This window comes from Variovorax paradoxus, assembly GCF_024734665.1.
In the GTDB taxonomy this organism is placed as follows: domain Bacteria; phylum Pseudomonadota; class Gammaproteobacteria; order Burkholderiales; family Burkholderiaceae_C; genus Variovorax.
Genome location: NZ_CP102931.1, coordinates 7,103,158 through 7,129,946, shown reverse-complemented (window position 1 = coordinate 7,129,946; position 26,789 = coordinate 7,103,158). Strand labels below are relative to the sequence as shown.

At 67.3% G+C, this 26,789-nt stretch carries 25 protein-coding genes; 11 read left to right on the top strand and 14 right to left on the bottom strand.

Features of this window, described 5'->3' with window-relative positions; translation table 11 throughout:
• Window positions 1–3 precede the first annotated feature (3 nt).
• The 7 genes from NWF24_RS33375 (at window position 4) to NWF24_RS33345 (ending at window position 6,860) form a co-directional block, all read left to right on the top strand.
• Window positions 4–804: an ABC transporter ATP-binding protein gene (locus NWF24_RS33375; RefSeq protein ID WP_093055344.1), complete on the top strand. Its 801-nt coding sequence runs from the start codon at window positions 4–6 to the stop codon at window positions 802–804.
• Entirely contained in the window at window positions 782–1,669 is an 888-nt protein-coding gene (locus tag NWF24_RS33370; RefSeq protein ID WP_176928797.1) for an ABC transporter permease, read from the top strand. Before NWF24_RS33375 ends, NWF24_RS33370 begins: the two co-directional genes overlap by 23 nt.
• Window positions 1,659–3,038, top strand: a complete 1,380-nt coding sequence (locus NWF24_RS33365; protein WP_258352248.1) for an FAD-binding oxidoreductase — start codon at window positions 1,659–1,661, stop codon at window positions 3,036–3,038. The genes NWF24_RS33370 and NWF24_RS33365 overlap by 11 nt, the downstream gene beginning before the upstream one ends.
• Before the next feature lie 412 nt (window positions 3,039–3,450).
• Window positions 3,451–4,479 (top strand): ABC transporter substrate-binding protein, encoded by a 1,029-nt coding sequence (locus tag NWF24_RS33360; RefSeq protein WP_258352247.1) that lies wholly within the window; start codon window positions 3,451–3,453, stop codon window positions 4,477–4,479.
• Between the two features lie 141 nt (window positions 4,480–4,620).
• Window positions 4,621–5,211, top strand: coding sequence for an NAD(P)H-dependent oxidoreductase (locus NWF24_RS33355; RefSeq protein ID WP_258352246.1), 591 nt, complete (start codon window positions 4,621–4,623; stop codon window positions 5,209–5,211).
• 27 nt (window positions 5,212–5,238) lie between these two features.
• Window positions 5,239–6,198, top strand: coding sequence for a PDR/VanB family oxidoreductase (locus tag NWF24_RS33350; protein WP_258352245.1), 960 nt, complete (start codon window positions 5,239–5,241; stop codon window positions 6,196–6,198).
• Window positions 6,195–6,860 (top strand): TetR family transcriptional regulator C-terminal domain-containing protein, encoded by a 666-nt coding sequence (locus NWF24_RS33345; RefSeq protein ID WP_258352244.1) that lies wholly within the window; start codon window positions 6,195–6,197, stop codon window positions 6,858–6,860. Before NWF24_RS33350 ends, NWF24_RS33345 begins: the two co-directional genes overlap by 4 nt.
• Here the strand turns inward: NWF24_RS33345 and NWF24_RS33340 are convergent.
• From NWF24_RS33340 to mdeB, 10 genes are all read right to left on the bottom strand, one after another.
• Window positions 6,853–7,326 carry a RidA family protein gene (locus NWF24_RS33340; protein ID WP_258352243.1) on the bottom strand — a complete coding sequence of 158 codons (474 nt, stop codon included), beginning with the start codon at window positions 7,324–7,326 and terminating at the stop codon, window positions 6,853–6,855. The two genes, NWF24_RS33345 and NWF24_RS33340, sit on opposite strands and share 8 nt — an antisense overlap.
• Window positions 7,323–8,519, bottom strand: a complete 1,197-nt coding sequence (locus NWF24_RS33335; RefSeq protein WP_258352242.1) for an amidohydrolase family protein — start codon at window positions 8,517–8,519, stop codon at window positions 7,323–7,325. The genes NWF24_RS33340 and NWF24_RS33335 overlap by 4 nt, the downstream gene beginning before the upstream one ends.
• Window positions 8,516–9,337 carry a 2-oxo-tetronate isomerase gene (gene otnI / locus NWF24_RS33330; RefSeq protein ID WP_093174382.1) on the bottom strand — a complete coding sequence of 274 codons (822 nt, stop codon included), beginning with the start codon at window positions 9,335–9,337 and terminating at the stop codon, window positions 8,516–8,518. Before otnI ends, NWF24_RS33335 begins: the two co-directional genes overlap by 4 nt.
• 12 nt (window positions 9,338–9,349) lie before the next feature.
• The gene (locus NWF24_RS33325; protein WP_258352241.1) at window positions 9,350–10,015 is read right to left on the bottom strand and encodes a class II aldolase/adducin family protein; all 666 of its coding nucleotides are present in this window, start codon (window positions 10,013–10,015) and stop codon (window positions 9,350–9,352) included.
• Entirely contained in the window at window positions 10,012–11,283 is a 1,272-nt protein-coding gene (gene otnK / locus NWF24_RS33320; RefSeq protein WP_258352240.1) for a 3-oxo-tetronate kinase, read from the bottom strand. The genes NWF24_RS33325 and otnK overlap by 4 nt, the downstream gene beginning before the upstream one ends.
• Window positions 11,284–11,289: 6 nt before the next feature.
• Window positions 11,290–12,306: a D-erythronate dehydrogenase gene (gene denD / locus NWF24_RS33315; RefSeq protein WP_258352239.1), complete on the bottom strand. Its 1,017-nt coding sequence runs from the start codon at window positions 12,304–12,306 to the stop codon at window positions 11,290–11,292.
• A 26-nt stretch (window positions 12,307–12,332) separates the two neighbouring features.
• Window positions 12,333–13,313 carry an L-threonate dehydrogenase gene (gene ltnD, locus NWF24_RS33310; protein ID WP_258352238.1) on the bottom strand — a complete coding sequence of 327 codons (981 nt, stop codon included), beginning with the start codon at window positions 13,311–13,313 and terminating at the stop codon, window positions 12,333–12,335.
• Entirely contained in the window at window positions 13,280–14,608 is a 1,329-nt protein-coding gene (locus tag NWF24_RS33305; RefSeq protein ID WP_258352237.1) for an MFS transporter, read from the bottom strand. The genes ltnD and NWF24_RS33305 overlap by 34 nt, the downstream gene beginning before the upstream one ends.
• Before the next feature lie 152 nt (window positions 14,609–14,760).
• Window positions 14,761–15,537: a FadR/GntR family transcriptional regulator gene (locus tag NWF24_RS33300; protein WP_097197659.1), complete on the bottom strand. Its 777-nt coding sequence runs from the start codon at window positions 15,535–15,537 to the stop codon at window positions 14,761–14,763.
• Window positions 15,538–15,596: 59 nt separating this feature from the next.
• Window positions 15,597–18,260: an alpha-ketoglutarate dehydrogenase gene (mdeB, locus tag NWF24_RS33295; protein ID WP_258352236.1), complete on the bottom strand. Its 2,664-nt coding sequence runs from the start codon at window positions 18,258–18,260 to the stop codon at window positions 15,597–15,599.
• 105 nt (window positions 18,261–18,365) lie between these two features.
• Here mdeB and NWF24_RS33290 point away from each other — a divergent pair, with 105 nt between their 5' ends.
• Entirely contained in the window at window positions 18,366–18,839 is a 474-nt protein-coding gene (locus tag NWF24_RS33290) for an Lrp/AsnC family transcriptional regulator (RefSeq protein ID WP_258352235.1), read from the top strand.
• A 19-nt stretch (window positions 18,840–18,858) separates the two neighbouring features.
• Here the strand turns inward: NWF24_RS33290 and NWF24_RS33285 are convergent, their stop codons facing one another.
• Both NWF24_RS33285 and mltA read right to left on the bottom strand, forming a co-directional pair.
• Window positions 18,859–21,129 carry a PhoX family protein gene (locus NWF24_RS33285; RefSeq protein ID WP_258352234.1) on the bottom strand — a complete coding sequence of 757 codons (2,271 nt, stop codon included), beginning with the start codon at window positions 21,127–21,129 and terminating at the stop codon, window positions 18,859–18,861.
• Window positions 21,130–21,255: 126 nt separating this feature from the next.
• A complete protein-coding gene (gene mltA / locus NWF24_RS33280) occupies window positions 21,256–22,404 on the bottom strand; it encodes a murein transglycosylase A (RefSeq protein WP_258352233.1) in 1,149 nt (382 codons plus the stop codon).
• On the opposite strand from mltA, the gene NWF24_RS33275 reads away from it, so the two are divergent.
• From NWF24_RS33275 to NWF24_RS33265, 3 genes are all read left to right on the top strand, one after another.
• The gene (locus NWF24_RS33275; RefSeq protein ID WP_258352232.1) at window positions 22,403–22,564 is read left to right on the top strand and encodes a hypothetical protein; all 162 of its coding nucleotides are present in this window, start codon (window positions 22,403–22,405) and stop codon (window positions 22,562–22,564) included. The genes mltA and NWF24_RS33275 overlap by 2 nt on opposite strands.
• Before the next feature lie 196 nt (window positions 22,565–22,760).
• Window positions 22,761–23,420 carry an OmpA family protein gene (locus NWF24_RS33270; RefSeq protein WP_258352231.1) on the top strand — a complete coding sequence of 220 codons (660 nt, stop codon included), beginning with the start codon at window positions 22,761–22,763 and terminating at the stop codon, window positions 23,418–23,420.
• A 222-nt stretch (window positions 23,421–23,642) separates the two neighbouring features.
• Window positions 23,643–24,068 (top strand): OmpA family protein, encoded by a 426-nt coding sequence (locus tag NWF24_RS33265; protein WP_258352230.1) that lies wholly within the window; start codon window positions 23,643–23,645, stop codon window positions 24,066–24,068.
• Between the two features lie 4 nt (window positions 24,069–24,072).
• Here NWF24_RS33265 and NWF24_RS33260 read toward each other — a convergent pair whose 3' ends face one another.
• Window positions 24,073–24,699, bottom strand: coding sequence for a response regulator transcription factor (locus tag NWF24_RS33260; RefSeq protein WP_258352229.1), 627 nt, complete (start codon window positions 24,697–24,699; stop codon window positions 24,073–24,075).
• A 44-nt stretch (window positions 24,700–24,743) separates the two neighbouring features.
• Window positions 24,744–26,789, bottom strand: a complete 2,046-nt coding sequence (locus tag NWF24_RS33255) for an ATP-binding protein (RefSeq protein WP_258352228.1) — start codon at window positions 26,787–26,789, stop codon at window positions 24,744–24,746.

Below are 26,789 nucleotides of genomic sequence, written 5' to 3'. Positions count from 1 at the left end.
ATCATGGAAAGCACCACGCCATCCACCCCGCCGCTGGTCACCCTGCGCAACGTCAGCAAGCGTTTTGCCAACGGCACGCTCGCGCTGCAGGGCATGACGCTCGACATCGGCGAGCACGACTTCATCAGCTTCCTCGGCCCCTCGGGCTGCGGCAAGAGCACCGCGCTGCGCCTCATCGCGGGGCTCACGCGCCTCAGTTCGGGCGACATGCACTGGTCGGGTGCCAACACCGGAAAGACGCAGAGCGACCGCGACCTGGGCTTCGTGTTCCAGGAGCCCACGCTCATGCCCTGGGCCAAGGTGTTCGACAACGTGTGGCTGCCACTCAAGCTCGCAGGCATGAGCCGCGATGCAGCCGCGCCGGTGGTGCAGCAGGTGCTTGAAATGGTCGGCCTCTCGCGCTTTGCCGACGTGTACCCGCGTGAACTGTCGGGCGGCATGAAGATGCGCGTGTCGATCGCGCGCGCACTGGTCACGCACCCACGCCTGCTGCTGATGGACGAGCCCTTTGCCGCGCTCGACGAAATGACGCGTATCAAACTCAACAACGACCTGCTGGCCATCTGGCGCGAGCACCGCTTCTCGGTCGTGTTCGTCACGCACAGCGTGTACGAGTCGGTGTACCTGTCGAACCGCATCGTCGTGATGGCCGCGCGCCCGGGCCGCGTGATCGACGAGATCCGCATCGACGAACCCTATCCGCGCGGCGAAGAGTTCCGCACATCGAGCCGCTACAACGCGCACTGCACTGCCGTGTCGCAATCCCTGCACGGAGCCCTGCATGGCCTCGACATCGATCACTGAGCCCGTCGCCCTCGCGGATGCCAATGCGGATGCGGCGCCCTCCGAGGCATCGCTGCGCGCGCACGAAGACAGGCTGCGCCGGCGCGAGTCGCTGCTGCGCATCGTGGTGCCCGCGGGCATCGTCGTGCTGCTGCTGCTCATCTGGGAATGGACGGTTCGCGCCAACAACATCCCGCACTACATCCTGCCCGCGCCCTCGCTCATTCTTCGCACGCTGTTCGACAACTGGGATTCGCTGTCCAGCGCGCTGTGGTTCACGGTGAAGCTCACGCTGCTCGCGCTCGCTGCGGCCATCGTCGGCGGCGTGCTGCTGGCCATTGCATTCGCTCTCTTCAAGTGGGTGGAGATCGGCCTGTTCCCGATCGCGGTGATCCTTCAGGTGACGCCGATCATCGCGATTGCGCCGCTGATCCTGATCTACGTGTCGAGCACCACGGCGGCGCTGCTGCTGTGCGCGTGGATCGTGGCCTTCTTCCCGATTTTGTCGAACACCGTCATCGGCCTGAAAAGCGCGGACAGCAACCTTCGCGACCTGTTCCAGCTCTACAAGGCCTCGCCGTGGCAGACCTTTCGCTACCTGCTCGCGCCCAGCGCGCTGCCGTACTTCATGGCGGGCCTGAAGATCGCGGGCGGGCTGAGCCTGATCGGCGCGGTGGTGGCCGAGTTCACGGCCGGCACCGCGGGCAAGGAAACAGGTCTTGCCTCGCGCATTCTCGAATCGAGCTTCCGCACCGAGATTCCGATGATGTTCGCGGCGCTGCTGCTGGTGTCGTTGCTGGGCATCGTGATCTTCATCGTGTTTGCGGCGCTGTCGCGGCTGGTGCTCGGGCATTGGCACGAAAGCGAAATGCGCCGTGAACGCTAGGACCATCGTGCCTGCCGTCGACTGGGATGCCGTGCGCGCCGACCTGCGCGGCCTCAACGTCATCACCGCGCCGGCCCAGCGCAAGCAGCTGTCGAAAGACTTCTACTGGTACAGCCCCATCCTCAGCGCGCAGCTCGCGGGCTGCGTGGCCGACCTTGTCGTCAAGGTCAGCACCGAAGACGACGTGCGGCAGGCCGCTGCCGTGGCCGCCAGGTGGAAGCTGCCGCTTACCGTGCGCGCCGGCGGCACCGGCAACTACGGCCAGTGCGTGCCGCTGGAAGGCGGCATCGTGCTCGACGTGACGCAGATGTGCCGCGTGCTCGACATCCAGCCCGGACGCATCCGCGTCGAGGCCGGCGCGCGCATGCACGACATCGACCTCGCCGCGCGAGAAACCGGCCAGGCGCTGCGCATGTGGCCCTCGACCTGGCACGTGGCGTCCATCGGCGGCTTCATCGCGGGCGGCTTCGGCGGCATCGGCTCGTTTCGCCACGGCATCCTGCGCGACCCGGGCAACCTGCTGCGCGCGCGCGTGATGACGGTGGAGCGCGAGCCGCGCATCATCGAACTGCACGGCGACGAGATCCAGCAGGTGCACCACGCCTACGGCACCAATGGCGTGATCCTCGACGTGGAAGTCGCGCTGAGCCCGGCCGTCGAATGGGTGCACTGCACGGTGCTCTTCGAGACCTATCGCGGCGCGCTCGATTTCGGCATTGCGGCGCAGGCGCCTTCGCTCGACATCTTCCTGCTCTCGACGGTGGAGGCGCGCTTCTCGCCCTACTACACGGCCATGCGCGACCGCTTCCCGGCCGACCGTCATGCGGTGTTCGCCATGGTCTCGCCCGAGTCGATGGCGAACTTCCGTGCGCTGGCCAGTGCGCAGGGCGGCACGATCTCCGTAGCCGGCACCGAAGCCGAGCTGCTCGCCGACGGCCTGCCCCCGGCCTACGAGTGCGCGTTCAACCACACGACGCTGCAGGCACTGAAGGCAGACCGCGGCTGGACCTACCTGCAGGTGGCCTACGCCCAGCCCTTCGACCCAGCGGTGGTCGAGCGGCATCTGCAAATCTTCGGCGACGACGTGCTGCAGCACCAGGACTTCGCGCGCGCCAACGGCGAGTGCGGCACCTTCGGCATCCTGCTGGTGCGCTGGAAGGGCGAGGCCCATCAGTACGAGCTAATCCGCGAGATCGAGTCGCAGGGCGGATGCAAGATCTTCAACCCGCACGTCGTGACCATCGAGGACGGTGGCATGAAGACCATCGACACGCAGCAGATCGAGTTCAAGAAGCGCAGCGACCCGATGGGGCTCATGAATCCCGGCAAGACGCGCGGCTGGCATCCCGACATGGCCGTCGAGCGTTGAAATGAAACCTTGCTCTGCCATTCGTCGCATTGGTAGCTCTGAGTGCTGCTGTTCGTGGCGCGCTCACGCCGACGGGGTACCTTGCTCCGCGAATGTCCCCCGGCCTGCGGCCTCCTCCTTTATTTCGCTGCGCAAGGCACCCCATCGACGTGATCGTTATTCGGAGCAGTCGTTGATCGGCCGCACACCAGCAGCGTGCCCAGGTGCACAGGCCGTCGGGTGCTCCCCGCAGCGAAATAAAGGAGGAGGCCGCAGGCCGGGGGACATTCGCGGAGGGGAGTACCCGACGGCCTGTGCACGCGTCCCGAACAGAAGCGCCCCCAACACACGCACCTCGATCAGCCTCATCCATCACGTGGTGGACCGCTGACATGAAAATACCCCGTCGCATTCAACCCAGGAGTCCACTGCCATGCGCGTTCCCGCTCTGACAATCCGTCCGCTTGCTCTCGGCCTGGCCCTCGCGGCCGCCGCCTTCGCCGCGCAGGCGCAGGAAAAAGTGGTGTTCGCCACCAACTGGAAGGCGCAGGCCGGCCACGGCGGCTTCTACCAGGCGCTGGTGGACGGCACCTACAAGAAGTACGGCCTCGACGTCGACATCCAGCAGGGCGGCCCGATGGTGAACAACCGGCCGATGCTGCCGGCCGGCAAGGTCGACTTTCTGATGACCGGCAACCTGCTGCAGTCCTTCGACAACGTGAAGAACGGCGTGCCCACGGTGGTGGTCGCGGCCTTCTTCCAGAAAGACCCGCAGGCCATGTTCGCCCACCCGGGCCAGGGCTTCGACACCTTCAAGGACATGACCAAGGCGCCGGTGGCCTTCATCGGCAAGGACGGCCAGTTCAGCTTCTGGCAGTGGATGAAGTCGGAGCACGGCTTCAAGGACTCGCAGCTCAAGCCCTACACCTTCAACGTCGGCCCGTTCCTGGCGGACAAGAAGTCCATTCAGCAGGGCTATGCCATTTCGGAGCCGCTGTCGATCAAGGCGCAGGCCGGCTTCGACCCGGTGGTGCAGCTGCTGGCCGACAACGGCTTCTCGACCTACTCGACCACCATCGAGACGCGCGCCGACCTGATCAAGACCAAGCCCGAGACCGTGCGCAAGTTTGTCGAGGCATCGATCATCGGCTGGAACAACTACCTCTACGGCGACAACAAGGCCGCCAACGAGATGATCGCCAAGATCAACCCCGACTCGCCCGTGGCTGCCTCGCAAGGCTCCATCGAGCTGATGAAGAAGATGGGCATCGTCGACAGCGGCGAATCGCTCACCAAGGGCATCGGCGCAATGGACGAGGCCCGCGTGAAGGACTTCTACGACAAGATGGTCAAGGCCGGCTTGTACAAGACAGGCGAGGTCGATCTCTCGAAAGTCGTGACCACGCAGTTCGTCAACAAGGGCGTCGGTGTCGACGTCCGCAAGAAGCTCACCGGCAAGTAAGCACACCGATTTTTTCCCGTGGGTCGCGCGGGGCTTGCGCCGGGGTCAGATGCCGGCGCCTGGGTTGCCATAAGGCACTGCGCGGCCTTTTACTCCTTGGGCTCTGACCCCGTCTCGCCGACAGGCGAACCGGCCCTCCACATGAAAACGCTAGTCGTCCACTGCCATCCGAACCCTGACAGCTTCAACCACGCGCTCTATCGCACCGCCCTCGAGGCGCTCGAACCGCGACACCCCGTCAAGGCCATCGACCTGTACGCCGAGGGCTTCGACCCGACGCTGACCCGCGAAGAGCGCATCGCCTACCTCGACAACCCCGACCTGATCCGCGAACGCGTGAAACCCCACGTCGAAGCGCTGCTGTGGGCCGAGCATCTTGTGTTCGTGTTTCCCACCTGGTTCCACGGGCCACCGTCGATGCTCAAGGGCTGGCTCGAACGGGTGTGGCTGCCGGGCGTGGCCTTCCTGCCGGCGGAACGCAAGGGACAGCTCGCGAAGTCGGGCATGCGGCACATCCGGCGGCTGACGGTAGTGACCACCGGCGGCTCGCCGCGCTGGTTCGTGCTGATGATCGGCGACCCGGGCCGGCGGCTGTTCACGCGTGCGCTGCGTGCGCTGTTCGCGTGGCGCTGCAAGGTGACGTGGCTGCAGCTGCACGACATGAACGCAGTGACTGCACGCGACCGCACCCATTTCATCGAGCGCGTGTCGCGCAAGCTGGGCAGCATCTAGAAAACATCGACACAGGGAGACAACTCCATGAGCCTCGAACGCACGCTCACCGTCCGCGTCGAACGCATATCGCGTCAGACGCCGGAAATTTTGGCCTTCGAGCTGGCCCACCCGTGGGGCCGGCCGCTGCCTTCCTACGAGGCCGGCGCGCATATCGACGTGCACATGCCCGGGGGCTTCTCGCGGCAGTACTCGCTGGCGCGCGCGCCTTCCGACGCCAACTCGTACGTGATCGGCGTGAAGCGCGAACTTGTCAGCCGCGGCGGCTCGGCCTCGATGCACGATCGCGTGCGCGAGGGCGATCTGCTGCCGATCAGCGCGCCGCGCAACACCTTTCCGCTGCGCGAGGAGGCCACGCACCACCTGCTGCTGGCCGGCGGCATCGGCATGACGCCGCTACTGGCGATGGCGCAGGCGCTTGCCGCGCGCGGCGCGCAGTTCACGCTGTGCGTGTTCGCGCGCAGCGAAGAGCATCTGGCGTTCGCCGAGGCGCTGCACGCGCCCTCGCTGGCGCCGTACCTGCGGCTGCATCTCGACCAGGGCGATGCTTCGCAACGCATCGACCTGCATGCGCTGCTGGCCCGGCGTGCACCGGGCACGCACCTCTACGTCTGCGGCCCCGGCGGCTTCATGAAGGCAGTGCGCGACGCGGCCGCGCACTGGCCCGAAGACGCGCTGCACGCCGAATACTTCGCCGCACCGACCGACGCCAACGCCACCACCGGCCTGCCCTTCACGCTGAAGCTCGCCCGGCGCGGCATCAGCGTGCCGGTGGCGGCCGACCAGACGGCCGTCGACGCGCTGCACGAAGTCGGCATCGACATCCCCGTGTCGTGCCAGCAGGGCCTGTGCGGCACCTGCGTGGTCGAGGGCGACGGCGAGGGCGCCGAGCACCGCGACTTCTGCCTCACGGGCAGCGAGCGCCGCCACAAGGTCGCCCTGTGCTGCTCGCGCGCCAAAGGCCAGGAACTGGAACTCCAGCTGTGAGCGCGCGCACGCCCGTCAACGAAGAGAGCGACAGCGAGGCGCCCGCCACGCGCGGCCGCTCGCGCAAGTACACGCAGGTGCTCGGCCTCATCAACCAGGCCGCCATCGAGGTGTTCGCAAGCGAAGGGCTGGCCGGCGCATCGACGCAGGCCATCGCCGACAAGGCCGGCCTGTCGAAGGCGCAGCTGCATTACTACATCGAGAGCAAGGAAGCGCTGTACCGGCAGGTGCTGCAGGACATCCTCACCGACTGGATCGTGGTGTTCGGCTTCAGCGACGAGGCCTTCGGCCCGCGCAAGGTGCTGGGCGACCTGATCCAGCGCAAGATGATGTTCTCGTTCGAGCACCCGCTGCGCTCGCGCATCTTCACGGCCGAGATGATGCGCGGCGCGCCCGTCATCAACAACATGATGGACACAAGCAAGCAGCGCACCGACCAGGCCGCCGCCGTGATCCAGAACTGGATGAACCAGGGCCTGATGGACAAGGCCGACCCGATGCTGGTGCTGTTCCACATCTGGGCGGTGACGCAGTTCTACGCCGACCACGCCACGCAGGCTGCGTACTACCGCAGTGCCGCCCAGCAGGGGGACGACAAGGACCGGCGCTACCTGATCGAGCAGGTGACGGAGTTCTTGCTGAAGGGGGCTGGGGTCAAGTAGAGGAAGAGCGCTGGGGCAGGTACATCGTCGCTTCGACTTCCACCAGCACTTCGTCCCCCGGCAGGAAGCGCGACACCTCCACCACCGTGCTCACCGGCGGCTCGCCCGGATAGAACAGGCCGCGCACGCGGTTGTAGAAGGCGTAGTGCGGCAGATGGCGGAAGTACTGCACCAGCTTCACCACGTCTTCCATGGTGCCGCCATGCTCGGCGGCGATCTGGCGGATGCGCTCGAGCACGAACCAGCTCTGCGCGACGATGGGCGCTTCGAAAATGTCTACAGACATCTGGCCAGTGGCATAGCCCACGCCCTGCAGCGCGGTGCGTGCCGCCTCGGGAATGGCGTCGTAGCCGGCGACGGCGCGGCGCGTGGCCGGATCGACCGCGACCACGCCGCTCATGAAGACAAAATCGCCGACGCGCTTGGCTGCGGCGTAGTTGGCCATTGGCTTGCCCATCGTGCTCATTGTGTTTTCTCCAGTACCTGGCCAGCGCGGATGACAGTACGTTGCCGCCCGCGCGAGCCGATGAGTTCGTGTTCGTCTGTGGCCGACAGCACCAGCAGGTCCGCCGGGCAGCCCGGTGCGATGCGCCCGTCCCATGCGAGCCCCAGCGCTTTCGCAGGGCTCACGGTGACGGTGTCGAGCCAGTCGGAGGCCGGGGCCAGGTGCGCCATCTGCACACCGAGGCCGAAGGTCTCCAACAAGTCGTAGCTGCCGTAGGGATAGAAGGCGTCCTGCACGTTGTCGGTTGCGAGGCTTGCACGCAAGCCCCGTGCCGCAGCTTCGCGGATGCGCGTGATGCCGCGCTGCACCGGCGTGCGGTCCCAGGCGCCTTGCAAATAGAGGTTGGTGGTGGGCAGCGCGACAAGGTGAATGCCCGCGCCGGCGCACAGTGCCAGCGTTTCTCCGGCAACCGCGTCGTCTTGCACCGAGAGCGAGCAGGCATGGCCGCAGACCACGCCGTGCCTGAAGTCGCGCGCCCGCACCAACTGCGCGATGCTGCGCAGGCCGGTGGCCTCGGCGTCGAGCCCTTCGTCGACATGGAAGTCGAGGCCGAGCCCGTGTTGCTGCGCAAGGTCGAACACGCGCCCGAGCTTGTGGACAATGACTTCGTTGCGATAGACGAACGCACCGAGCACGCCGCCTGCGCGCTTCACCTCGCGCGCGATGCGTTCGCCAGCAGTCTGATCGGCGAACAGATCGAGCGGCGTGAGCGAGACGAACTGCAGCTCGACGCGGCCGCGCCATTCCTCGCGCAGCGCCTCGAACACGGCCAGCGCGGCCGGCGGTTCGGCCTGCACCCAGTCGAGGTGCGTGCGCAGCGCACGCGTGCCCGATTGCCACGCGTCGTTCAATGCACGCTCCATGCGAAGCCGCAGCGACTCGCCGGTCCAGCTGTCGCGGTGCCTGTTCATGCGGTCGATGGCTGCGAACAGGTTGCCCTGCGCCGCACCCACGTCCTGCACGGTGTAGTTCTTGTCGATGTGCGCATGCGCCTCGACCAGTGCGCTCAGCAGCGTGCCGCTCGCGTGCTTCTGTTGAGAGCTGGGCACGATGGATGCGACCTTGTCGCCGGCCAGCGTGACATCAAACAGCTGCGCATCGCCCGCCGCGAATGCACGCAGCGGCGCCGGAATGCGCAGCGCCTCGAGCTTCATGCGTGCCGCTGCTCCCAGGCCCGTAGCCAGCCGAGGCCGGCCGAGGTGCCGCCCGGCTCCGAGCCGCGCTTCGGCCGGTATTCGCAGCCGACCCAGCCCTGCCAGCCGCACTGCGCCGACACCTCGTCGAGCACGTCGAACAGATACGGGTAGTTCTGCTCGCCGATGTCGGGCTCATGGCGCTCGGGCACACCGGCGATCTGGATGTGGCCGACACGGCCGGTAGGCAGGTACTTGCGGATCTTCATCGCCACGTCGCCTTCGACGATCTGGCAGTGGTACAGGTCCATCTGCACCTTGAGATTGGGCGCGCCCACCGTTTCGACGATCTCGTGCGCGTGGTCTTGCCGGTTGAGGAAGAAGCGCGGAATGTCGCGCGTGTTGATCGGCTCGATCAGCACGTCGCGGCCCGCCTTGGCGGCTTCGGCCGCGGCCCAGCGCAGGTTGTCGAGGTACACGGGCTGAAGCGCGTCGCGCTCCAGGCCTTCGGGCACGAGGCCAGCCATGACATGGATGCGCGGGCAGTCGAGCGCCACGGCGTAGTCGATGGCCTTGGCAATGCCTTCACGAAACTCGGCGTCGCGCCCGGGCAGGCAGGCCAGGCCGCGTTCGCCTCCGTTCCAGTCGCCGGGCGGGCCGTTGAACAGCACCTGCTGCAGGCCGTTGTGCTTGAGCCGCGCGAGGATTTCGTCTTTCGCAAAGTCGTAGGGGAAGAGATATTCCACGGCCTTGAAGCCGTCTTTCGCGGCGGCGTCGAAGCGGTCGAGAAAGGCAAGCTCCGGGTAGAGCATCGAGAGGTTGGCGGCGAATTGGGGCATGGGGTGTTTGTACTACCAGCGCGCACCGAAGGTACGGCGCAGTTCATCGATCTGATCGGCGTTCAGCGGCTCGGGCCGTGCGGCCTGCGTGAGCTGCTGAAGCCGTGCGGTTTCTTCGAGTTCCTCGAGCACTGCCATGGCGGCGGCCGGCGTGTCGTGCCAGACGTTGGGGCCGAGGCGCGTGAGCATCACGGCGCGAATCGGCGTGCCGGCAGTGCCGAAGCGCTCGACGGTTTGTGCCACCTGCTCGGCCGCTTCGGGCGCGCCGGGGCGGTGGTACGCAATGACTGGCACGTGGCCGACCTTCATCACGAAATACGGTGTAAGCGCGGGCAGCAGTTCGTCGCCCGGCTCGTTCAGCGTGAGCGCGACGCAGTGCGTGCTGTGGGTGTGAATCACGCAGGCCGTGTTCGCATCGAACTTGCGCGCGGCGGCGTAGATGCGCGTGTGCAGTGCGATGGTCTTGCTGGCGCGGTCTCCGCTGGTCTGCTGGCCTTGCGCATCGAGTCTGGCCAATCGCGCCGGGTCGAGAAAGCCGAGGCAGGCATCGGTCGGCGTGATGAGAAAGCCGTCGTCCAGCCGCACGCTGATGTTGCCGGCGGTGGCATGCACGTAGCCGCGCTCGAACAGGCTGCGGCCGACGCGGCAGATTTCTTCGCGGGCTTCGTTCTCGGTCATGCGAGCACTGTAAAGGCCTTGGTGAAGAAATCGTCGCTGCCAAAGTTGCCGGACTTCAGCGCGATGTGCACGCCTGCCTCCGGCGCAGCGTCAGAACGCGCATAGCACCACGGCACACCGGGGTCGATCTGCGGGCCGATCTGCATCTGCGCGATGCCCAGTGCCTGCACGCATGCGCCCGAGGTCTCGCCGCCGGCCACCACCAGTTGGTGCACACCGCGTTCGACCAGGCCGCGCGCGATGGCTGCAATGGTGCGTTCGACCATCGCGCCGGCTTCCTCGACACCGAGTCTGCCTTGCACCGACTTCACGGCGCCGGCTTCGGCGGTCGAGTAGACGAGCACAGGGCCCTTGTCGATCAGAGGCGTGGCCCAGGCCAGAGCCTCGGCGGCAACGTCCACGCCCGCCGCGATGCGCAGCGGGTCGATGGCCATTGCCGCGCCGCCGCGCTGGATGAAGTCGAGCACCTGCCGGTTGGTGGCCAGCGAGCAGCTGCCCGAGACCACCGCCGTCTTGCCGCCGGCCTTTGGCAATGCACTGGCCTGCGAAGAAGGCGCGAGTCCGAAGTTGGCCGGCAGGCCGATGGCCACGCCCGAGCCCGCGGTGAGCAACGGCATCTTCGCGAGCGCCGGGCCCATGCGCAGAAGGTCGTCGTTCGACACCGCGTCGACGACGGCGATCGTCACGCCCTCGGCCTTCAGCTGAGCGATGCGCTCGTCGATGGCAGCCGCGCCGCGCGCCACCACCGTGTAGTCGATCAGGCCCACCTTGCGCTTGCACTGCGCCTGCAGCACGCGCACGAGGTTCGGGTCGGTCATCGGCGTGAGCGGGTGGTTCTGCATGCCGCTCTCGTTGAGCAACACGTCACCCGCGAACAGGTAGCCCTTGAACACGGTGCGCTTGTTGTCGGGGAAGGCGGGCGTCGCGATGGTGAAGTCGCATTGCAGCGCGTCCATCAGCGCCTCGGTCACGGGGCCGATGTTGCCTTGGGCCGTGCTGTCGAAGGTGGAGCAGTACTTGAAATAGATCTGCTGCGCGCCCTGCGACTGCAGCCAGCGCAGCGCATCGAGCGACTGCGCGATGGCCTCGGCCGGTGCGATGGTGCGCGACTTGAGCGCGACGACAACGGCATCTACATCCGCATCGAGCGGGCCTTCGGGCACGCCGATGGCCTGCACCACGCGCATACCAGCGCGCACGAGGTTGTTGGCGAGGTCGGTGGCGCCCGTGAAATCGTCGGCGATGCAGCCGAGCACTAGCTTTGCCATGGCTCTTCAGTCCTTCGCAACGGGCAGCTTCACGGCCTGTGCGTTCTCGCGCACGTAGTCGCGCAGGATGGCGTCGAAGCTCGCGTCGGCCTTCAGGCCCAGCGCCTCGGCGCGTGCCGCGTGGATGCGGCTGGGCCAGCTGGTGACGATCTTCGCGATGGCGGCGTCGGGCTCCCAGTCGATCAGGCCGGTGGCGTCCTTGCCGGCGATGCGCTCTAGCGCCTGCGCCATCTCGCGCACGGTGGTCGTCAGTGCCGGCAGGTTGATGGCGGTGCGGGCACCCCACTCGGTGGCACTGGCAGTGGCCGCGCGCACGATGCCGGCGACGGTGTTGCCAGGCGAAGCCAGCGCGACGGGCGTGTCGGGCGACACGGGGCAGCGTGCGCGTTCACCGGCCAATGGCTCGCGCAGCATGCCGCTCAGGAAGCTGGAGGCCGCGCCGTTGGGGCGGCCGGGGCGCACCGACACCGTCATGAGCCGCACGTTGCGGCCCTGCACGAAGCCCTTGCGCGTGAAGTCGGCAACAAGCTGCTCGCCGATGAATTTCTGGATGCCGTAGCTGTTCTGCGGGGTCGGCAGCGTGGTGTCTTCGATCACGGCGGGCAGGCGCTGCTCGGGCGAATCGCCGAACACTGCGACCGAGCTGGAGAACACGAACACCGGCGAGTGGCCTGCGCGGCGGCAGGCTTCGAGCAGGGCGCGTGTGGTGTCGAGGTTGCTGCGCATGCCGAGGTCGAAATCCGCCTCGCATTCGCCGCTCACTGCGGCGGCGAGGTGGAACACCGCGTCGGTGTCGGCCAGCGGCAGCGCGCCGTTGCCGGCCTGCTCGTACAGGTCGCCCTGCACGAACTGCACGCGCGCGTCGCCGGCCAGGTCGGCGGGTGGCGGCACGCGGTCGGCCAGGGTGATGCGCGACACGGGCTGCGCGGCGCCGCCGGCCAGTGCGAGGTTGCCGCCCGCGAGCAGCGTGCGGGCGAGGCGGGCGCCAAGGAAGCCGCAGCCGCCGGTGATGAGGATGTTCATGAGCGAGTGTGTCCTTCTTGTCTTGTTCAGGCCTGTTTTTTCGGCGCCGGCACTTCGATGCCCGGGAAGATCTTGATCACCGCGCTGTCGTCTTCACGCGCGTAGCCCGCGGTCGAGGCCTGCATGAACATCTGGTGCGCGGTGGACGACAGCGGCAGCGGAAACTTGCTTGCGCGCGCCACGTCGAGCACCAGCCCGAGGTCCTTCACGAAGATGTCGACGGCCGATAGCGGCGTGTAGTCGCCGGCGAGCACGTGCGCCATGCGGTTCTCGAACATCCAGCTGTTGCCGGCGCTGTGCGTGATGACTTCGTACAGCGCCGCAGGGTCCACGCCTTCGCGCAGGCCCAGCGCCATGGCCTCGGCCGCCGCTGCGATGTGCACGCCGGCCAGCAGCTGGTTGATGACTTTCACCTTGCTGCCCGCGCCCGCGCTGTCGCCCAGGCGGTAGACCTTGGCGGCCATCGCGTCGAGCACCGCGCCGGCCTTCTCGTAGGCGGCGGGCGTGCCGGCGGTCATCATCGTCATCTGGCCGCTCGCAGCCTTCGCTGCGCCGCCGGAGATGGGCGCGTCGAGGTACAGGATGCCCAGCTTCTCGAGGCGCGCCTCGAGCGCCACGGACCAGTTCGGATCGACGGTGGAGCACATCACGAACAGGCTGCCGGGCTTCATCGACGCGGCGCAGCCGGGCGTGGTGCCGTCGCCGAACAGCACAGACTCTGTCTGCGCCGCATTCACGACGACGCTGACCACGATGTCGCACTGCGCGCCGAGCGCGGCCAGCGTGTCGCAGGCCGTGCCACCGTCGCGCGCGAAGGCTTCGGCGACCTCGCGGCGCACGTCGAACACATGCGGCGCATGGCCCGCGCGGCGCAGCGATTGCGCCATGCCGGCGCCCATGGCGCCGAGGCCCACGAGGCCGACGACGGAGGAGTTGGTGATGGAAGTCATGCAGGGATTCTTTCTTTCGAGGATCAGCGATTCACGAGTTGCTTGGGCGTGAGCCACACGCCGATGGCGCCGAGCACCAGCGCACCGGCCAGCACGTACATGCCGATCTGCGTGCTGCCCGTCAGGTCTTTCAGGTAACCGATGAGGTACGGGCTCACGAAGCCCGCGAGGTTGCCCACCGAATTGATGGCCGCGATGCCGGCCGCCGCCGCCGTGCCCGTGAGAAAGGCTGTGGGCAGCGACCAGAAGAGCGGCGCGCAGGTCAGCACGCCGGCTGCGGCGAGCGAGAGGAACGCCAGCGACACGACCGTGTTCTGCGTGTACGAAGCCGCGACGGTGAAGCCGATCGCACCCATCAGCGCGGGAACGATCAGGTGCCAGCGGCGCTCCTGGCGGCGGTCGGCGCTGCGGCCGAAGAGGTTCATCGCGACGATGGCGCAGACGAACGGAATGGCGCTGAGCAGCCCGATGTTCAGGTTGCCCTGCACGCCCGTGGCCTTGACCAGCGTGGGCAGCCAGAAGGTGAGTGCGTATTGGCCCATGACGAAGGCGAAGTAGATGAACGCCATCCACCATATGCGCGCATCGCGAAACACGCCAGCCACCGAGTGCGGGCCCTTGGCGCCGTGGGCGGCGTCGCGCACCACCTCGCGCTGCAGCAGCGCCTTTTCTTCGGCGCTGAGCCAGCGCGCCTGGGCGATGCCGTTGTCGAGGTAGACCAGCACCATCACGCCCACGAGCACGGCGGGAACGGCTTCGATCAGGAACATCCACTGCCAGCCGCTCATCGACGAGACGCCGTGGAAGCTGTCCATGATCCAGCCCGACAGCGGGTTGCCGAAGATGCCCGCCACCGGAATGGCCGACATGAACACCGCGATGATCCGCGCGCGCCGGTGCGCCGGGTACCAGTGCGTGAGGTACAGGATCACGCCCGGGTAGAAGCCCGCCTCGGCCACGCCGAGCAGGAAGCGCAGGATGTAGAAGCTGGTCGGCGTCTTCACGAACATGAAGCAGGCCGAGAGCAGGCCCCAGGTGATCATGATTCGCGCGATCCAGATGCGCGCGCCCACGCGGTTGAGCAGCAGGTTGCTCGGCACCTCGAACAAAAAGTAGCCGAGAAAGAAGATGCCCGCGCCCAGGCCGAACACGGTTTCGCTGAAGCCCAGGTCTTGCCCCATCTGCAGTTTGGCGAAGCCCACGTTGACGCGGTCGAGGTACGCGACCACGTAGCAGAGCATGAGAAAGGGCACGAGGCGCCAGAACACCTTGGCGTATGTGCGCTTTTCGAGCGCGGCATCGGCTGCGGCGGACGACGGCATGGCGCCGGCCTGGAGGGTCGAGGAAGTCATGAGAAAGCTTTGTCTCGGTTGATTTGTCAGGTCATCATACAAATTTGAGATTTGTGAATTGACCCGGGTAAACCCGGAGATCGCGCCGTTCGCGGCTACTTTCTGGTGTCTTTCTGTGTCGGCTCGGCCGCCTTCAACTGCCTCAACTGCCCTCAGCTGCCAATCGGCCAGCCTTCGACCAGTGGCCGCGCGAGTTGCGCGCCTTCCTGCTGCCAGAACGCGGGATCGGCCTGCTCGATGCGGCGGATCGCGTTGTCCATGTGGTTCTTGGCCGCCTCGCGCGCGCGCAGCGGATCACCGGCCTCGATGGCCTCGACGATGCGCGCGTGCTCCTGCGCCACCTCGCGCGCGAAGTCGGCGCGGCGCGCCTCGTTGGCGCGCGTGACGCGGGTAGCGCCGTGCAAAAACTGCCGCAGGTACTGCAGCGTGCCGATGAGGAAGGGGTTGCGCGCTGCCTCGGCGATGGCGCGGTGAAAGCGCACGTCTTCGTCGGCGCCGTTGCCGCCCGCTTCCACGGCGGCGTGCAGCGCGTCGATGGCGTCGCGGATGCGCTGCACGTCGTCGGGCGTGCGGCGCTCGGCGGCCAGCGCGGCCACTTCGGCTTCGAGCGCGCGGCGCAGCTCGACCATCTGGATGACGGCTTCGCGCGAGGCCACGTGCGGCATCTCGAAGCGCAGCGGCTCGACGCCGGCAGCGCGCACATACACGCCACTGCCCTGGCGCGAATCGAGCAGGCCCAGCGACTTGAGCCGCGACACGGCCTCGCGCACCACCGTGCGGCTCACGCCGAACTGCTCGGCCAGCGCGGTCTCGGTCGGCAGGCGGTCGCCTTCGGACAGGCGCCCGCTGCGCACCTCGGCGGCCAATGCATCGGCGACCTGGTCGGCCAGGCGGACGCTGGGGGCGAGGGATTGAAAGCGGGCGGTCATGGGCGCGAATGGGGTGGGGCCTGCGACTCTAACGCAGGCCCTGCGCGACCGCCGCAGCCTCAGTTCAGCGCGTGGCGGGCAGCCCGCGCGATGCTGGCCGCATCGACACCGAAGAACCCGCGCAGCGCAGCGCGCGTGTCGCTGCGGCCGAAGCCGTCGGTGCCCAACGTGATGTAGCGGCGGCCTTCGGGGAGGAAGGCGCGCACGCTCTCGGACACGGCGCGCACGTAGTCGGTGGCGGCGATGATGGGCGCCTTGCTGCCCTTGCCGAGCTGCTGCGCGATGAACGCAGTGCCGGCTTCTTCGCCCGCCAACGCGCGCTGCTCGCAGGCCAGCCCGTCGCGCGCAAGTTCGCTCCAGCTCGTGACGCTGAACACCTCGGCCTCGATGCCTTCGTCGGCCAGCAGCTGCGCGGCCTTGACGACTTCGGTGAGGATGGCGCCGGAGCCCATCAGCGTGACCTTCTTCTTCGCCTTGCCAGAACCGGATGCGGCCGGCGCATACGTGCCGAAGCGATAGCACCCGCGCAGGATGTCGCCTTCCGCGCCCTCGGGCACATCGGGCTGCGCGTAGTTCTCGTTCATGAGCGTGACGTAATAGAAAACGTCCTTCTGCTCGACCATCATCTCGCGGATGCCCGCGTCGACGATCACCGCCATCTCGCCCGCATAGGCCGGGTCGTAGGCCTTGCAGTTGGGAATGGTCGCGGCCACGAGGTGGCTGCTGCCGTCCTGGTGCTGCAGGCCTTCGCCGCCGAGCGTGGTGCGGCCCGAGGTGGCGCCCAGCAAGAAGCCCCGCGCGCGCTGGTCCGCCGCGGCCCAGATGGCGTCGCCCACGCGCTGGAAGCCGAACATCGAGTAGTAGATGTAGAAGGGCAGCATCGCCAGGCCATGCACGCTGTAGCTGGTGGCCGCCGCCGTCCAGCTCGCGATGGCGCCGGCCTCGCTGATGCCTTCTTCCAGGATCTGCCCGTCGGTGGCTTCGCGATAGCTCAGCACCGAGCCGATGTCTTCCGGCGCATAGCGCTGGCCCACGCTCGAGTAGATGCCGACCTGCTTGAACAGGTTGGCCATACCGAAGGTGCGCGCCTCGTCAGCCACGATGGGCACGATGCGCGGGCCCAGGGCTTGGTCCTTCATGAGGTTGCCCAGCATGCGCACGAAGGCCATGGTGGTGCTCATTTCCTTGCCGGCGGCGGCGGTGGCGAACTGCGCGTAGCTCGCGATGTCGGGCTTGGCCACCACGTCGCAGGCGGTCTCGCGGCGCGGCATGGCGCCGCCGAGCGATTCGCGGTGCTGGCGCAGGTAGCGCATCTCGGCGCTGTCTTCGGCCGGGCGGTAGAAGTCCATCGCGGTGGCCTGCGCATCGGTCAGCGGCAGGTTGAAGCGGTCGCGGAATTCGATGAGGTCCACGTCGCCCATCTTCTTGTGCGAGTGCGTGGTCATCTTGCCCTGCGCGGCGCTGCCCATGCCGTAGCCCTTCTTGGTGTGGGCGAGGATCACGGTGGGCTGGCCCTTGTGCTTGGCCGCCGCCGCATAAGCGGCATGGATCTTCACGAGGTCGTGGCCGCCGCGCTTGAGGCGGTCAATCTGCTCGTCGGTCATGCCTTCGGCCAGGCGCGCGAGTTCGGGGTTCTGGCCGAAGAAGTTGTCGCGGTTGAAGCGGCCGTCTTTCGCGGCGAAGGTCTGCATCTGGCCGTCGACGGTGTTGGCGAACACGCGGGCCAGGGCGCCACTCACGTCTTGCGCGAACAGGCCGTCCCAGTCGCTGCCCCACACGAGCTTGATGACGTTCCAGCCGGCGCCCGCGAAGAGCTTTTCGAGCTCGTCGATGATGCGGCCGTTGCCGCGCACCGGGCCATCGAGGCGCTGCAGGTTGCAGTTGACGACCCACACGAGGTTGTCGAGTTTTTCGCGCGCGGCGAGCGTCAGCGCGCTCATCGATTCGGGCTCGTCCATCTCGCCGTCGCCGAACACGCCCCACACCTTGCGGCCTTCGCAGTTCAGCAGGTTGCGGTGCGTGAGGTAGCGCATGAAGCGCGCGTGATAGATCGAGCTGATGGGGCCGATGCCCATCGAGCCGGTGGGGAACTGCCAGAAGTCCGGCATCAGATACGGGTGCGGATAGCTGCACAGGCCGCGCGCGCCGCTGCCGTCGACGAAGGCGGGAGCGGTGAGCTCCTGGCGGTAGTGCTTCAGGTCTTCTTCGCTGAGGCGGCCTTCGAGGTAAGCCCGCGCATAGACGCCCGGGGCGCTGTGCGGCTGGAAGAACACGAGGTCGCCGCGATGCTGCTCGCTGCGCGCATGGAAGAAGTGATTGAAGCCGGTTTCGAACAGGTCGGCCGCGCTCGCATAGCTGGCGATGTGGCCGCCGAGTTCGCCATACGCCTGGTTGGCCTTGGCCACCATTGCGAGCGCGTTCCAGCGCATCAGCGAGGCGAGCTTTTCCTCGATGGCAAGGTCGCCCGGGAACGGCGGCTGGTCTTCCGCGGCGATGGTGTTGACGTACGGTGTCGCGAGTTCGGGCTGCCAGCCGATGCGCTGCTGCCGCGCGAGACGCGCCAGCTCGACCAGCATCTGCCTGGCACGCTGCGGCCCCTGCGTTTGCGCCAGCGCCACGAAGGCGTCGCGCCATTCGGCGGTCTCGGCGGGATCGGGGTCGTGCGAAAGCTGCGGGTCGAGCAGCAAGGCGCGCATCTGGTCGGCGGAAATCGGGGCGTTCATACCGGCACTTTAGGCCGCCTTGCGGAAAATTAGCTACTGGCGCGGGCAATCCCACGCTAGCCCCGCAGCATAAAATTCCGCCACTTCTTGATTTCAAAGCATTTCATGCAACTCGACGCCATCGACCTGCGCATTCTGGACGAGCTGCAGCGCGACGGCGCGCTGTCGAACGTGGAGCTGGCGCGGCGCGTGCACCTGTCGCCGTCGCCCTGCCTGACGCGCGTGAAGGTGCTCGAAGCGAATGGCGTAATCGACCGCTACGTGGCGCTCGTCAGCGCGAAGGCATTGGGCCTGGGGCTCAACGTGTTCATCTCGATCAGCCTCACGACACAGAGCAAGCAGTCGCTCTCCGACTTCGAGCAGCGCATTGCCGAGCACGACGAAGTAATGGAGTGCTACCTGATGACGGGCGACAGCGACTACCTGATCCGAATCGCGGTGGCCGACATGGCGGCGCTGGAGAAATTCATCCTGGAACAGCTCACGCCGATTCCGGGGATCGAGAAGATCCGCTCGAGCTTTGCGCTCAAGCAGGTCAGATACAAAACGGCGCTGCCGTTGCCGGCAGCGCCGTTGTAGGAACGCTCGAAAAGCTCGATCAGAGACCGATCAGGCCGCCGTCGTCCTTCGTGATGACCACGGTCGCCGAGCGCGGGCGGGCGGTGCCGCCCTGCGGCCAGTGGCTGAGGAACTTCGTCGGATCGCTGATGTTGGCCTTGGCCGTGTTTTCACCCGGGTGCTGGATGTTCACGAACAGCGCACGGCCGTCGCCCGATTCGGCAATGCCGGTGATTTCGCAATCCACCGGGCCAACGAGGAAGCGGCGCAGGCCGTCGGTGCCCGGAGCCTTGCCGACGAAGGTGGCCTGCGTGGCGGTGGTGCTGCCATCGACGTTGGTGATGGTCTTCGCAGCGCCGTCGCCGACCTTGCCCGGCAGGGCGCCGAGCAGCATGCAGTTGGTCACGTCGGTGTACTTGCCGTCGTCGGTCTCGAGCCACAGCAGGCCGGGCGCGGCCTGGCTGAACCACATGCCGTCAGGGCTGGAGAAGTCGTTGTCGGCAACGAGGTTCGACAGGTTCACGTCCGCTGCCGCGGTGGAACGCGCGCCGAAGAGATAGACGTCCCACTTGAATGTCACGGCAGCCGGGTTACCACCGGTGTCGGCAAAGCGGACGATGTGGCCGTTCGGGTTGCCCTTCTGATCCACGCCATTCTTCGGGTCGTTGTACGAGCGCGGGTTAGCCGCATCGGTGCCGGTGACCGGGCGCGCCGAGTTGTTGGTGAGGGTGAGATACACCTCGCCGTTCTTCGGGTTGACTGCCGTCCATTCCGGGCGGTCCATCTTCGTGGCGCCAGCCGCATCGGCTGCGAGGCGCGCGTTGATCACGACGTCGGCCGCATCGGCGAAGGCGTACTTCGAATAACTGGCGGTGATGTTGTTGACGCCGAGCTTGAGCTCGAGCCAGTCGCCGGTGCCATCGGCCTTGAACTTGGCGACGTAGAGCTTGCCGTCGTCCATGTACTTGTCACCGGCTGCGATACCGCCGCCAATGTCGGCAGCGTCCCAGGCCTTGGTGGAGACAAACTTGTAGAGGTACTCGTTCTGCGAGTCGTCGCCCATGTACCAGACCAGCGGCTTGCCGACCACGACGGGGCCCAGGCAAGCGCCTTCATGGCCGAAACGGCCGAGCGCGGTGCGCTTCTTCGGCGTGCTCGACGGATTGAACGGATCGATCTCGACCACCCAGCCGTAGGTGTTGGAACCGTTGCGGTAGTCGTCGGCGGCTGTGGCGCCGAGGACTTCGGTGTTCCAGCGGCCGTAGAGGTTGTCGGTGGTGTCGGGCGTGAAGGTGGCCCAGAATTCACGGCCAGTGCCTGTCTCCGCGCCCGTCTTGCTGTCTATCCCGCCGATGCCGTAGCGCGTGAAGGAGGTCAACTCCTTGGCGGTGCGGTTGCCGTTATCGGTGGCGGTAATGCGGCGGAAGTAGCCGGCCCAGTTCTCTTCGCAGGTCAGGTACGTGCCCCACGGCGTGGTGCCGTTGGCGCAGTTGTTGAGCGTGCCGCGGGTCTTGCTGCCGTCGGTTGAGTACTTGGTCTTCAGGTAGTCGGTCTTGGCGGCCGGGCCCGAGAAGGCCATCTCGGTCAGCGTGTGGACACGGCGGTTGAGGCTCGAATCCTTCTTGTAGCTCCAGGTGCTGCCGCTCTTGTTGACCTCGATCGCGCTCACGCCGTGCAGGTAGAACTCGCGCAGCACTTCGTCAGCCACGGTGCGCACGGCTGCATTGCCGGTGCCGGTGATGGTCTGGCCGGTGGGGTGCAGGAACAGCGGCGTGATGGCCTCGTGGTTCATCACGAGCATGCCGCGCGAGGCGTTGACGGCATCCCACTTGTTCGACGCATTCATGCCGAAGAAGGTCATGCCGTCGTGGTGGTCGCCGGCGCGGCGGTCGTAGGTGGTGGCGTCGTCGGTGCCGTCGTTCTTGTAGTCAGCGACACCCGAGGCGATCGGGTCGCCCAGGCGGTACAGCACGCTGGCGGTGTAGCCGGCGGGCACGGTCACGACGTCGGCGAGGCTCTTTGCGACGGCATTGAAGCCGAGCTTCATCGGAGCGGGGGAAGGAGCGGGCGACGGCGCGGGAGGCGCGGGGGCCGGAGCCGGGGGCAGGACCGGGAAGCTGGTGCCGCCGCCACCACCACCGCCGCATGCCTGGAGCAGCGCGGTACCGGCAGTGCCAACGCCCAGGCCGAACAGATGGCGGCGGCTCAGGCGCGAGGCGATCAGGTCGGTGAACGAGGGGTTCGACGTGGGGTTCGTGCCGATGTCGTCGAGGTCCACCGAGAGATCGTCGGTGCGGGTATTTGCGGTCATGCGCAATGTCTTTCTTCGTGGGTTGGGGGAGAAACCAGCCCGCGAAGTTAGGCACTTCGTATGACGACCCGATGAAACGCTCAGCTTCCCGTCAGGTTGATTTGATCCACCTGACGGCCTCCCACATTACGGCGCAGGCAGTTGCCGTGGCCACAGTGCCCACAGGCGCAGCGGCTGGTTCATGCTCGCCGCAAGCCTGCCCGCATCGGCGCCGGTGCCCGCGAAGTAGTCGGCGCGCACGGCGCCGAGGATGGCGCTGCCGGTGTCCTGCGCCACCACCAGTTTCTGCAGTTGCGCCGCCGGTCCGTTGGACGCCAGCCACACCGGGGTGCCGTACGGGATGCTCTCGCGGTCGACCGCGATGGAGCGGCCAGCCGTGAGCGGCACGCCCTGGGCGCCGCGCGGGCCGAAGGCGGCGTCGACCTCGCTCATCGTCTCTTCGCGGAAGAACACGTAGCGCGGGTTGCTCCACATCAGCTGCGTCACGCGCTGCGGGTTCTGCGCGGCCCAGGCTTTTGTGTCGTCGGGCCACTTGCCGATTTTGCTCACGCCCTGGCTCATCAGCCATTGCTGCACGCTGCGGTAGGGCTGCTCGTTGGTGGCAGAAAAGGCCACGCGCACGGTGTGCTGGTAGCCGTTGGCCTCGGTGATGCGCAAGCGCCCGGAGCCCTGGATGTGCAGCATCAGCGCGTCGATGGGGTCGGCCATCCATGCGATCTCACGGCCACGCAGCGCGGCCTGGGCTTCGGGCAGGGTCTCGATCTCCTGGCGCGTGTACCAGGGGCGGCGCGGCACCAGGCCGTCGGGGGCCTGGTAGATCGGCACGTTGAAGGTGGCGCTGGGCACGCGCGAGGCCTCGTACACCGGCTCGTAGTAGCTGGTGAGCTTGCCTTCGGTCTGGCCATTGAGCGCCTCGATGCGGTAGGGCTGCAGCCGGTCGGTCATCCACTGGCGCTGCTCTTCGGGGGTGGCAATGGTCAGCTGGCGCACGTCGCGGCACAGCGGCGCGAAGGCGGCGTTGGGACGCGAGCAATTCGCCAGCAGCGCAATCCACGCTTCGTGCAGCGGGTCTTCGCCGAAGCCGGGCAGTTCGCCCCACCCGACCGGCACCCAGCGGCTCTTGGGGTGCGCGAGCGAGCCGGTGAGCGGACCGAGGTCGCGCGGCTGGGTGGCGGGGGGGCGGGTGGGGGCCTCGGGCGCGCGCGGGCCGGTGGAACAGGCGGCGAGCGTTGCTACGATCACAAGCCCGACCAGCCACTGGAGTCCATTTCTCATGGGTTTGATTCTGCTTGAAGCCCTCGCCGCGGGACTCGTGTTCATCTTGATCATCTGGTGGACCATGTTTTCCGGCCGCAACAAGGGTGAATTGCATGACGACGACGAGCCCGAAGCCGGCCGCGACGCCACCGATCGGAAGCCGCCGCCGGAAACGTGAATTGCTTGTGCAGTCCCGCGCCGCGCCGCCGTGTCGGACAACTACCTCATCGCTATTACTTTAGTAGCAATCATCGTAGCATTCATGCGCTATGGCGAAACTTTTCTTATTTTCCGTGGGGCTTTGAACCCGTACCATCGCGTACGCCCGGAAGCTAAGCTGTGGCCCGCCTGATTCAACCTAGAAAGGGATCGCCATGAAAAAGTTTGTACTCGCCACCACTGCCACAGCGCTCATCCTGTCCGGCTGCGCCGGCGGCATGACCGACACGCAGCGCAACACCGGCATCGGCGCCGGCATCGGCGCACTCGGCGGCGCCGCCATCGGCTCGGCCACGGGCGGCAACCGCGGTGCCATCGGTACGGGTGCGGTGCTCGGCGCGGCAGCCGGCGCGCTCGGCGGCTACCTGTGGTCGCAGCGCATGGAAAACCAGAAGCGCCAGATGGAAGCCGCCACGCAGGGCACCGGCATCGCCGTGACGCAGACGCCGAACAACGAGCTGAAGCTGCAGATCCCGAGCGACGTGTCCTTCGACGTGGGCCGCGCCAACATCAAGTCGAATTTCGCGCCGGTGCTCGACCAGTTCGCGAACGGCCTGCGCAACAACCCGAACGCCGAGGTACGCATCATCGGCCACACCGACAGCACAGGCTCCGACGCCATCAACAACCCGCTGTCGGTCGAGCGTGCCACCAGCACGCGCGACTACCTGGTGGCGCGCGGCGTGAACGCAGCAGCCTTCCGCATCGAGGGCCGCGGCTCGCGCGAACCGATTGCCGACAACAACAGCGATGGGGGCCGGGCACAGAACCGCCGCGTCGAAATCTACGTGGGCGAGCGCGCGCCGCAGGGCTGAGCGTTCACCACCCCGGGAAACCGGCCGCGCTGAAAGGCCGGTTCCCACCACTACCGTTCCATTGGTCCATAGAGAGGGAAATTCATGAGGAAGTTTGTTGTTGCTAGTGCGGCTGCGGCCGCTTTGCTTTTTATTGCGGGCTGCGCTTCGCAGTCGCCGCCGCCGGCAGCCGCCGCTCCGGCTGCTGCCCCGGCTGCGCCAGCCAACAGCTGGACGGCTCGCTTGGCCGCACTGAAGACCGACCTCGAAGCCTCGACCAAGGGCACGGGCGTGGTGATCGAGCAGACCGCCGACAACCAGCTGCACGTGGTGATCCCGAACGAGCTGTCGTTCGACACCGGCCGCGCCAACGTCAAGCGCAACCTGGCACAGGTGCTCGACAAGGTCGCCGAAGGCCTGAAGAACGCCACCGCCGCCAGCGTGCGCGTGGTCGGCCATACCGACAACACGGGCAGCGAAGAAGGCAACGAACGCCTCTCGGTGAGCCGCGCTGACAGCGTGCGCAACCACCTGGTGGGCCGCGGCGTGTCGACCACGGTCATCACCACCGACGGCCGCGGCTCGCGCGAGCCTCTGGCCGACAACGGCACGGCAGCAGGCCGTGCCCAGAACCGCCGCGTCGAAATCTTCGTCGCGGAAAAGGCCTGATCTTCTAGAGATCCCGAAGTCGGTTGGCCAGCTCCACCGCCGACTTCACTTCCATCTTGTCGAACACGCGCGCGCGGTGGACTTCCACCGTGCGCACGCTGATCGCTAGCTGGTCGGCGATGAGCTTGTTGGGCAGGCCCTCGATCACCAGCCGCATCACGTCGCGCTCGCGGTCGGTCAACTCGCCGATGCGCTCGGCCAGCCCGCGCCGCACGCGCTGCACTTCCAGCGCCTGAAGCGACGCATTCAACGCATGCTCGATGCGGTCGACCAGCGCGTTGTCCGAGAACGGCTTCTCGCAGAAATCGAAGGCACCGCGCTTGACCGCATCGACGGCCGTCGGCACGTCGGCATGGCCCGTCAGGAAGATCACCGGCATCGCAGGCAGCAGGCCGCGCTCGGCCAACCGGTCGAACAGCACCAGTCCGCTGGTGCCGGGCATGCGCACGTCGAGCAACAGGCACAGCGGCTGCTCGGGCAGCGGGCCCTGGTCGAGAAACTGCTCGAAGGCTTCGGCACTTGCGAAGTGCTCGCTGGCCAGGCGCCGCGAGCGCAGCAGCCATGCAAGTGCCTCGCGCACGCTGGCGTCGTCGTCCACGATAAAGATCAAGCCATCGATCAGCGGTTGCATGCGGTGAGATCCAGCAGAAGATTGTTTGATTGTTGAAAGCGCCGTCAGCCCGCGGCCGGCAGCGTGAATCTGAACACGGTGCCGCGCGGCTTGTTCGGCTCGAACACCAGCGCCCCGCCATGTTGCTCCACCACCGTGCGGCACAGGCTGAGGCCGAGCCCCATGCCATCGGCGCGTGTGGTGAAGAAGGGCGTAAAGAGCCGTTCGGCCACTTCCTCGCTGATGCCGCTGCCCAGGTCGGCCACCGAGAACTCGAGCCAGCGCCGGCCGTCTTCCTGCACCGCGGCGCCCATCGCGTTGGCGCGCGCCACGCGCAGCCGCAGCACGCGGCTGCCGACATTGTCGGGGCCGTCCATGGCCTGCATCGCATTGCGCGCAAGGTTCAGCAGCACCTGCTCGACCAGCGTGCGGTCGCACATGGCCGCGGGCAGGCGGTCTTCCAGCACCACCTCGATGATCACGCCGAGCTTGCGCGCCTGCAGCCGCACCAGCGGCAGCACCGCGTCGATCAGCGCCTGCGGCGCCACGGCCTCGCGCGTGCGGTCGCGCCGGCGCACGAAGTCGTGCACGCTACGGATGACCTGGCCCGCGCGGTCGGCCTGCTCGGCGATGCGCCGCACCGCCATCGCCACCTCGCCCTGATCGCCCTTGGCATGCGGCCCGAGCAGGTTGAGCGAACCGCTCGCATAGCTGGCTATGGCGGCCAGCGGCTGTGTGAGCTCGTGGCTCAGCAGCGAGGCCATCTCGCCCACCGTGGCAAGCCGCGCGCTGGCCTGCAGGCGCTCCTGGCTGGCGCGCGAAAGCTCTTCGATGCGGCGCTGCTCGCTCACGTCGATGAACGCGCTCATCCAGCCGGTCTGCACCTTGTGTGCGTTGATCAGCGGCGCCTCGAAGATCAGCACCGGAAAGCGCGTGCCGTCCTTGCGCATGAAGACCGACTCGAAGCCTTCGCGCGGCGGCATGCCGCCCGCAAGGCGTCGCGCCTGCCGCTGCTGGTATTCGTGGGCCAGTTCGGTGGGCCAATAGGGGGCATCGGCGTTGTCCGCCATGAGCTCTTCGGGGCTGAAGCCGACCATCTCGCAGAAGGCTGGGTTCACATAGGTGATGCGGCCCTGCAGGTCGCGCGCACGCAGGCCTGTGATGACCGAGTCTTCCATCGCCTTGCGAAAGGCGAGCGCGTCGGCCAGGTCGCGCTCGGCGCGCAGGCGGCGGCGCGTGTCGCGCGCGAGCAGCACCAGCACCGACACCAGCGCGATGGAGATCGCCGTGACCAGCGCCGTGAGCATGTTCGGAAACAGGTCGGGCGCGGCGCGCCAGCCGTCGACGCGCAGCATCAGCGCGGTGCCCGGCAGGTCGATGAGCTGCTGCGAGGTGAACACGCGCGTGCCGGTGCGCCGCGAGGTGCCGAGCGCCACCAGCCGTGTGCCGTCGGCCTCGGTGAAGGCCACTTCCTGGCCGCGCGTGAGCGTGGGGCCGACCAGTTCGATCAGCGCGTCGCGCAGCGAGTAGCTGGCCACGAGATAGCCCCCGGCATCGATGGGCACGCACAGCTCCATCACCTCGATGCCACCGCCACCGGCAATCGGCACGTAGTGGCTCGGCGAGTACGCCGGCGCGCCGAGCTTGCGCGCGGCGGCGCAGGCCAGCGTCACGTCGGACTGCTCGGCCCCGCGGCTTTCCTCGTCGAGGATGCGCATGCGATAGGGCGTGTTGACGGCCTGCTGCGGGCGCAGCGCGGCGTCGCGCCATTCGAGCCGCAGCCATTCGCGGTGCTCGCGCAGCAGCGCGGCCGCCACATCGGACCACTGCGCGCGGTCGACACCCGGTGCCTGCGTGGCGCGCAGGCTCTGCGCATTGCGCTGGAAGCCGCTGCGCAGGTCGGAGACCGCATCGGCGGTGTCGCGGTCGAGCGCCGCCTGCACCTGCTCGACCTCATGCCGCCCCGCGAGCCAGACCACCGTGACCAGCAGCACTGACACCAGCACCGCCAGCAGCAGCCACAAGAACCAGCGCTGCCACAGCGAGCGCAGCCGCGCGTACGCCAGCAGCGCCCACCGCTGCGGTGCGACGGTCAGCAGCGCATCGGACAT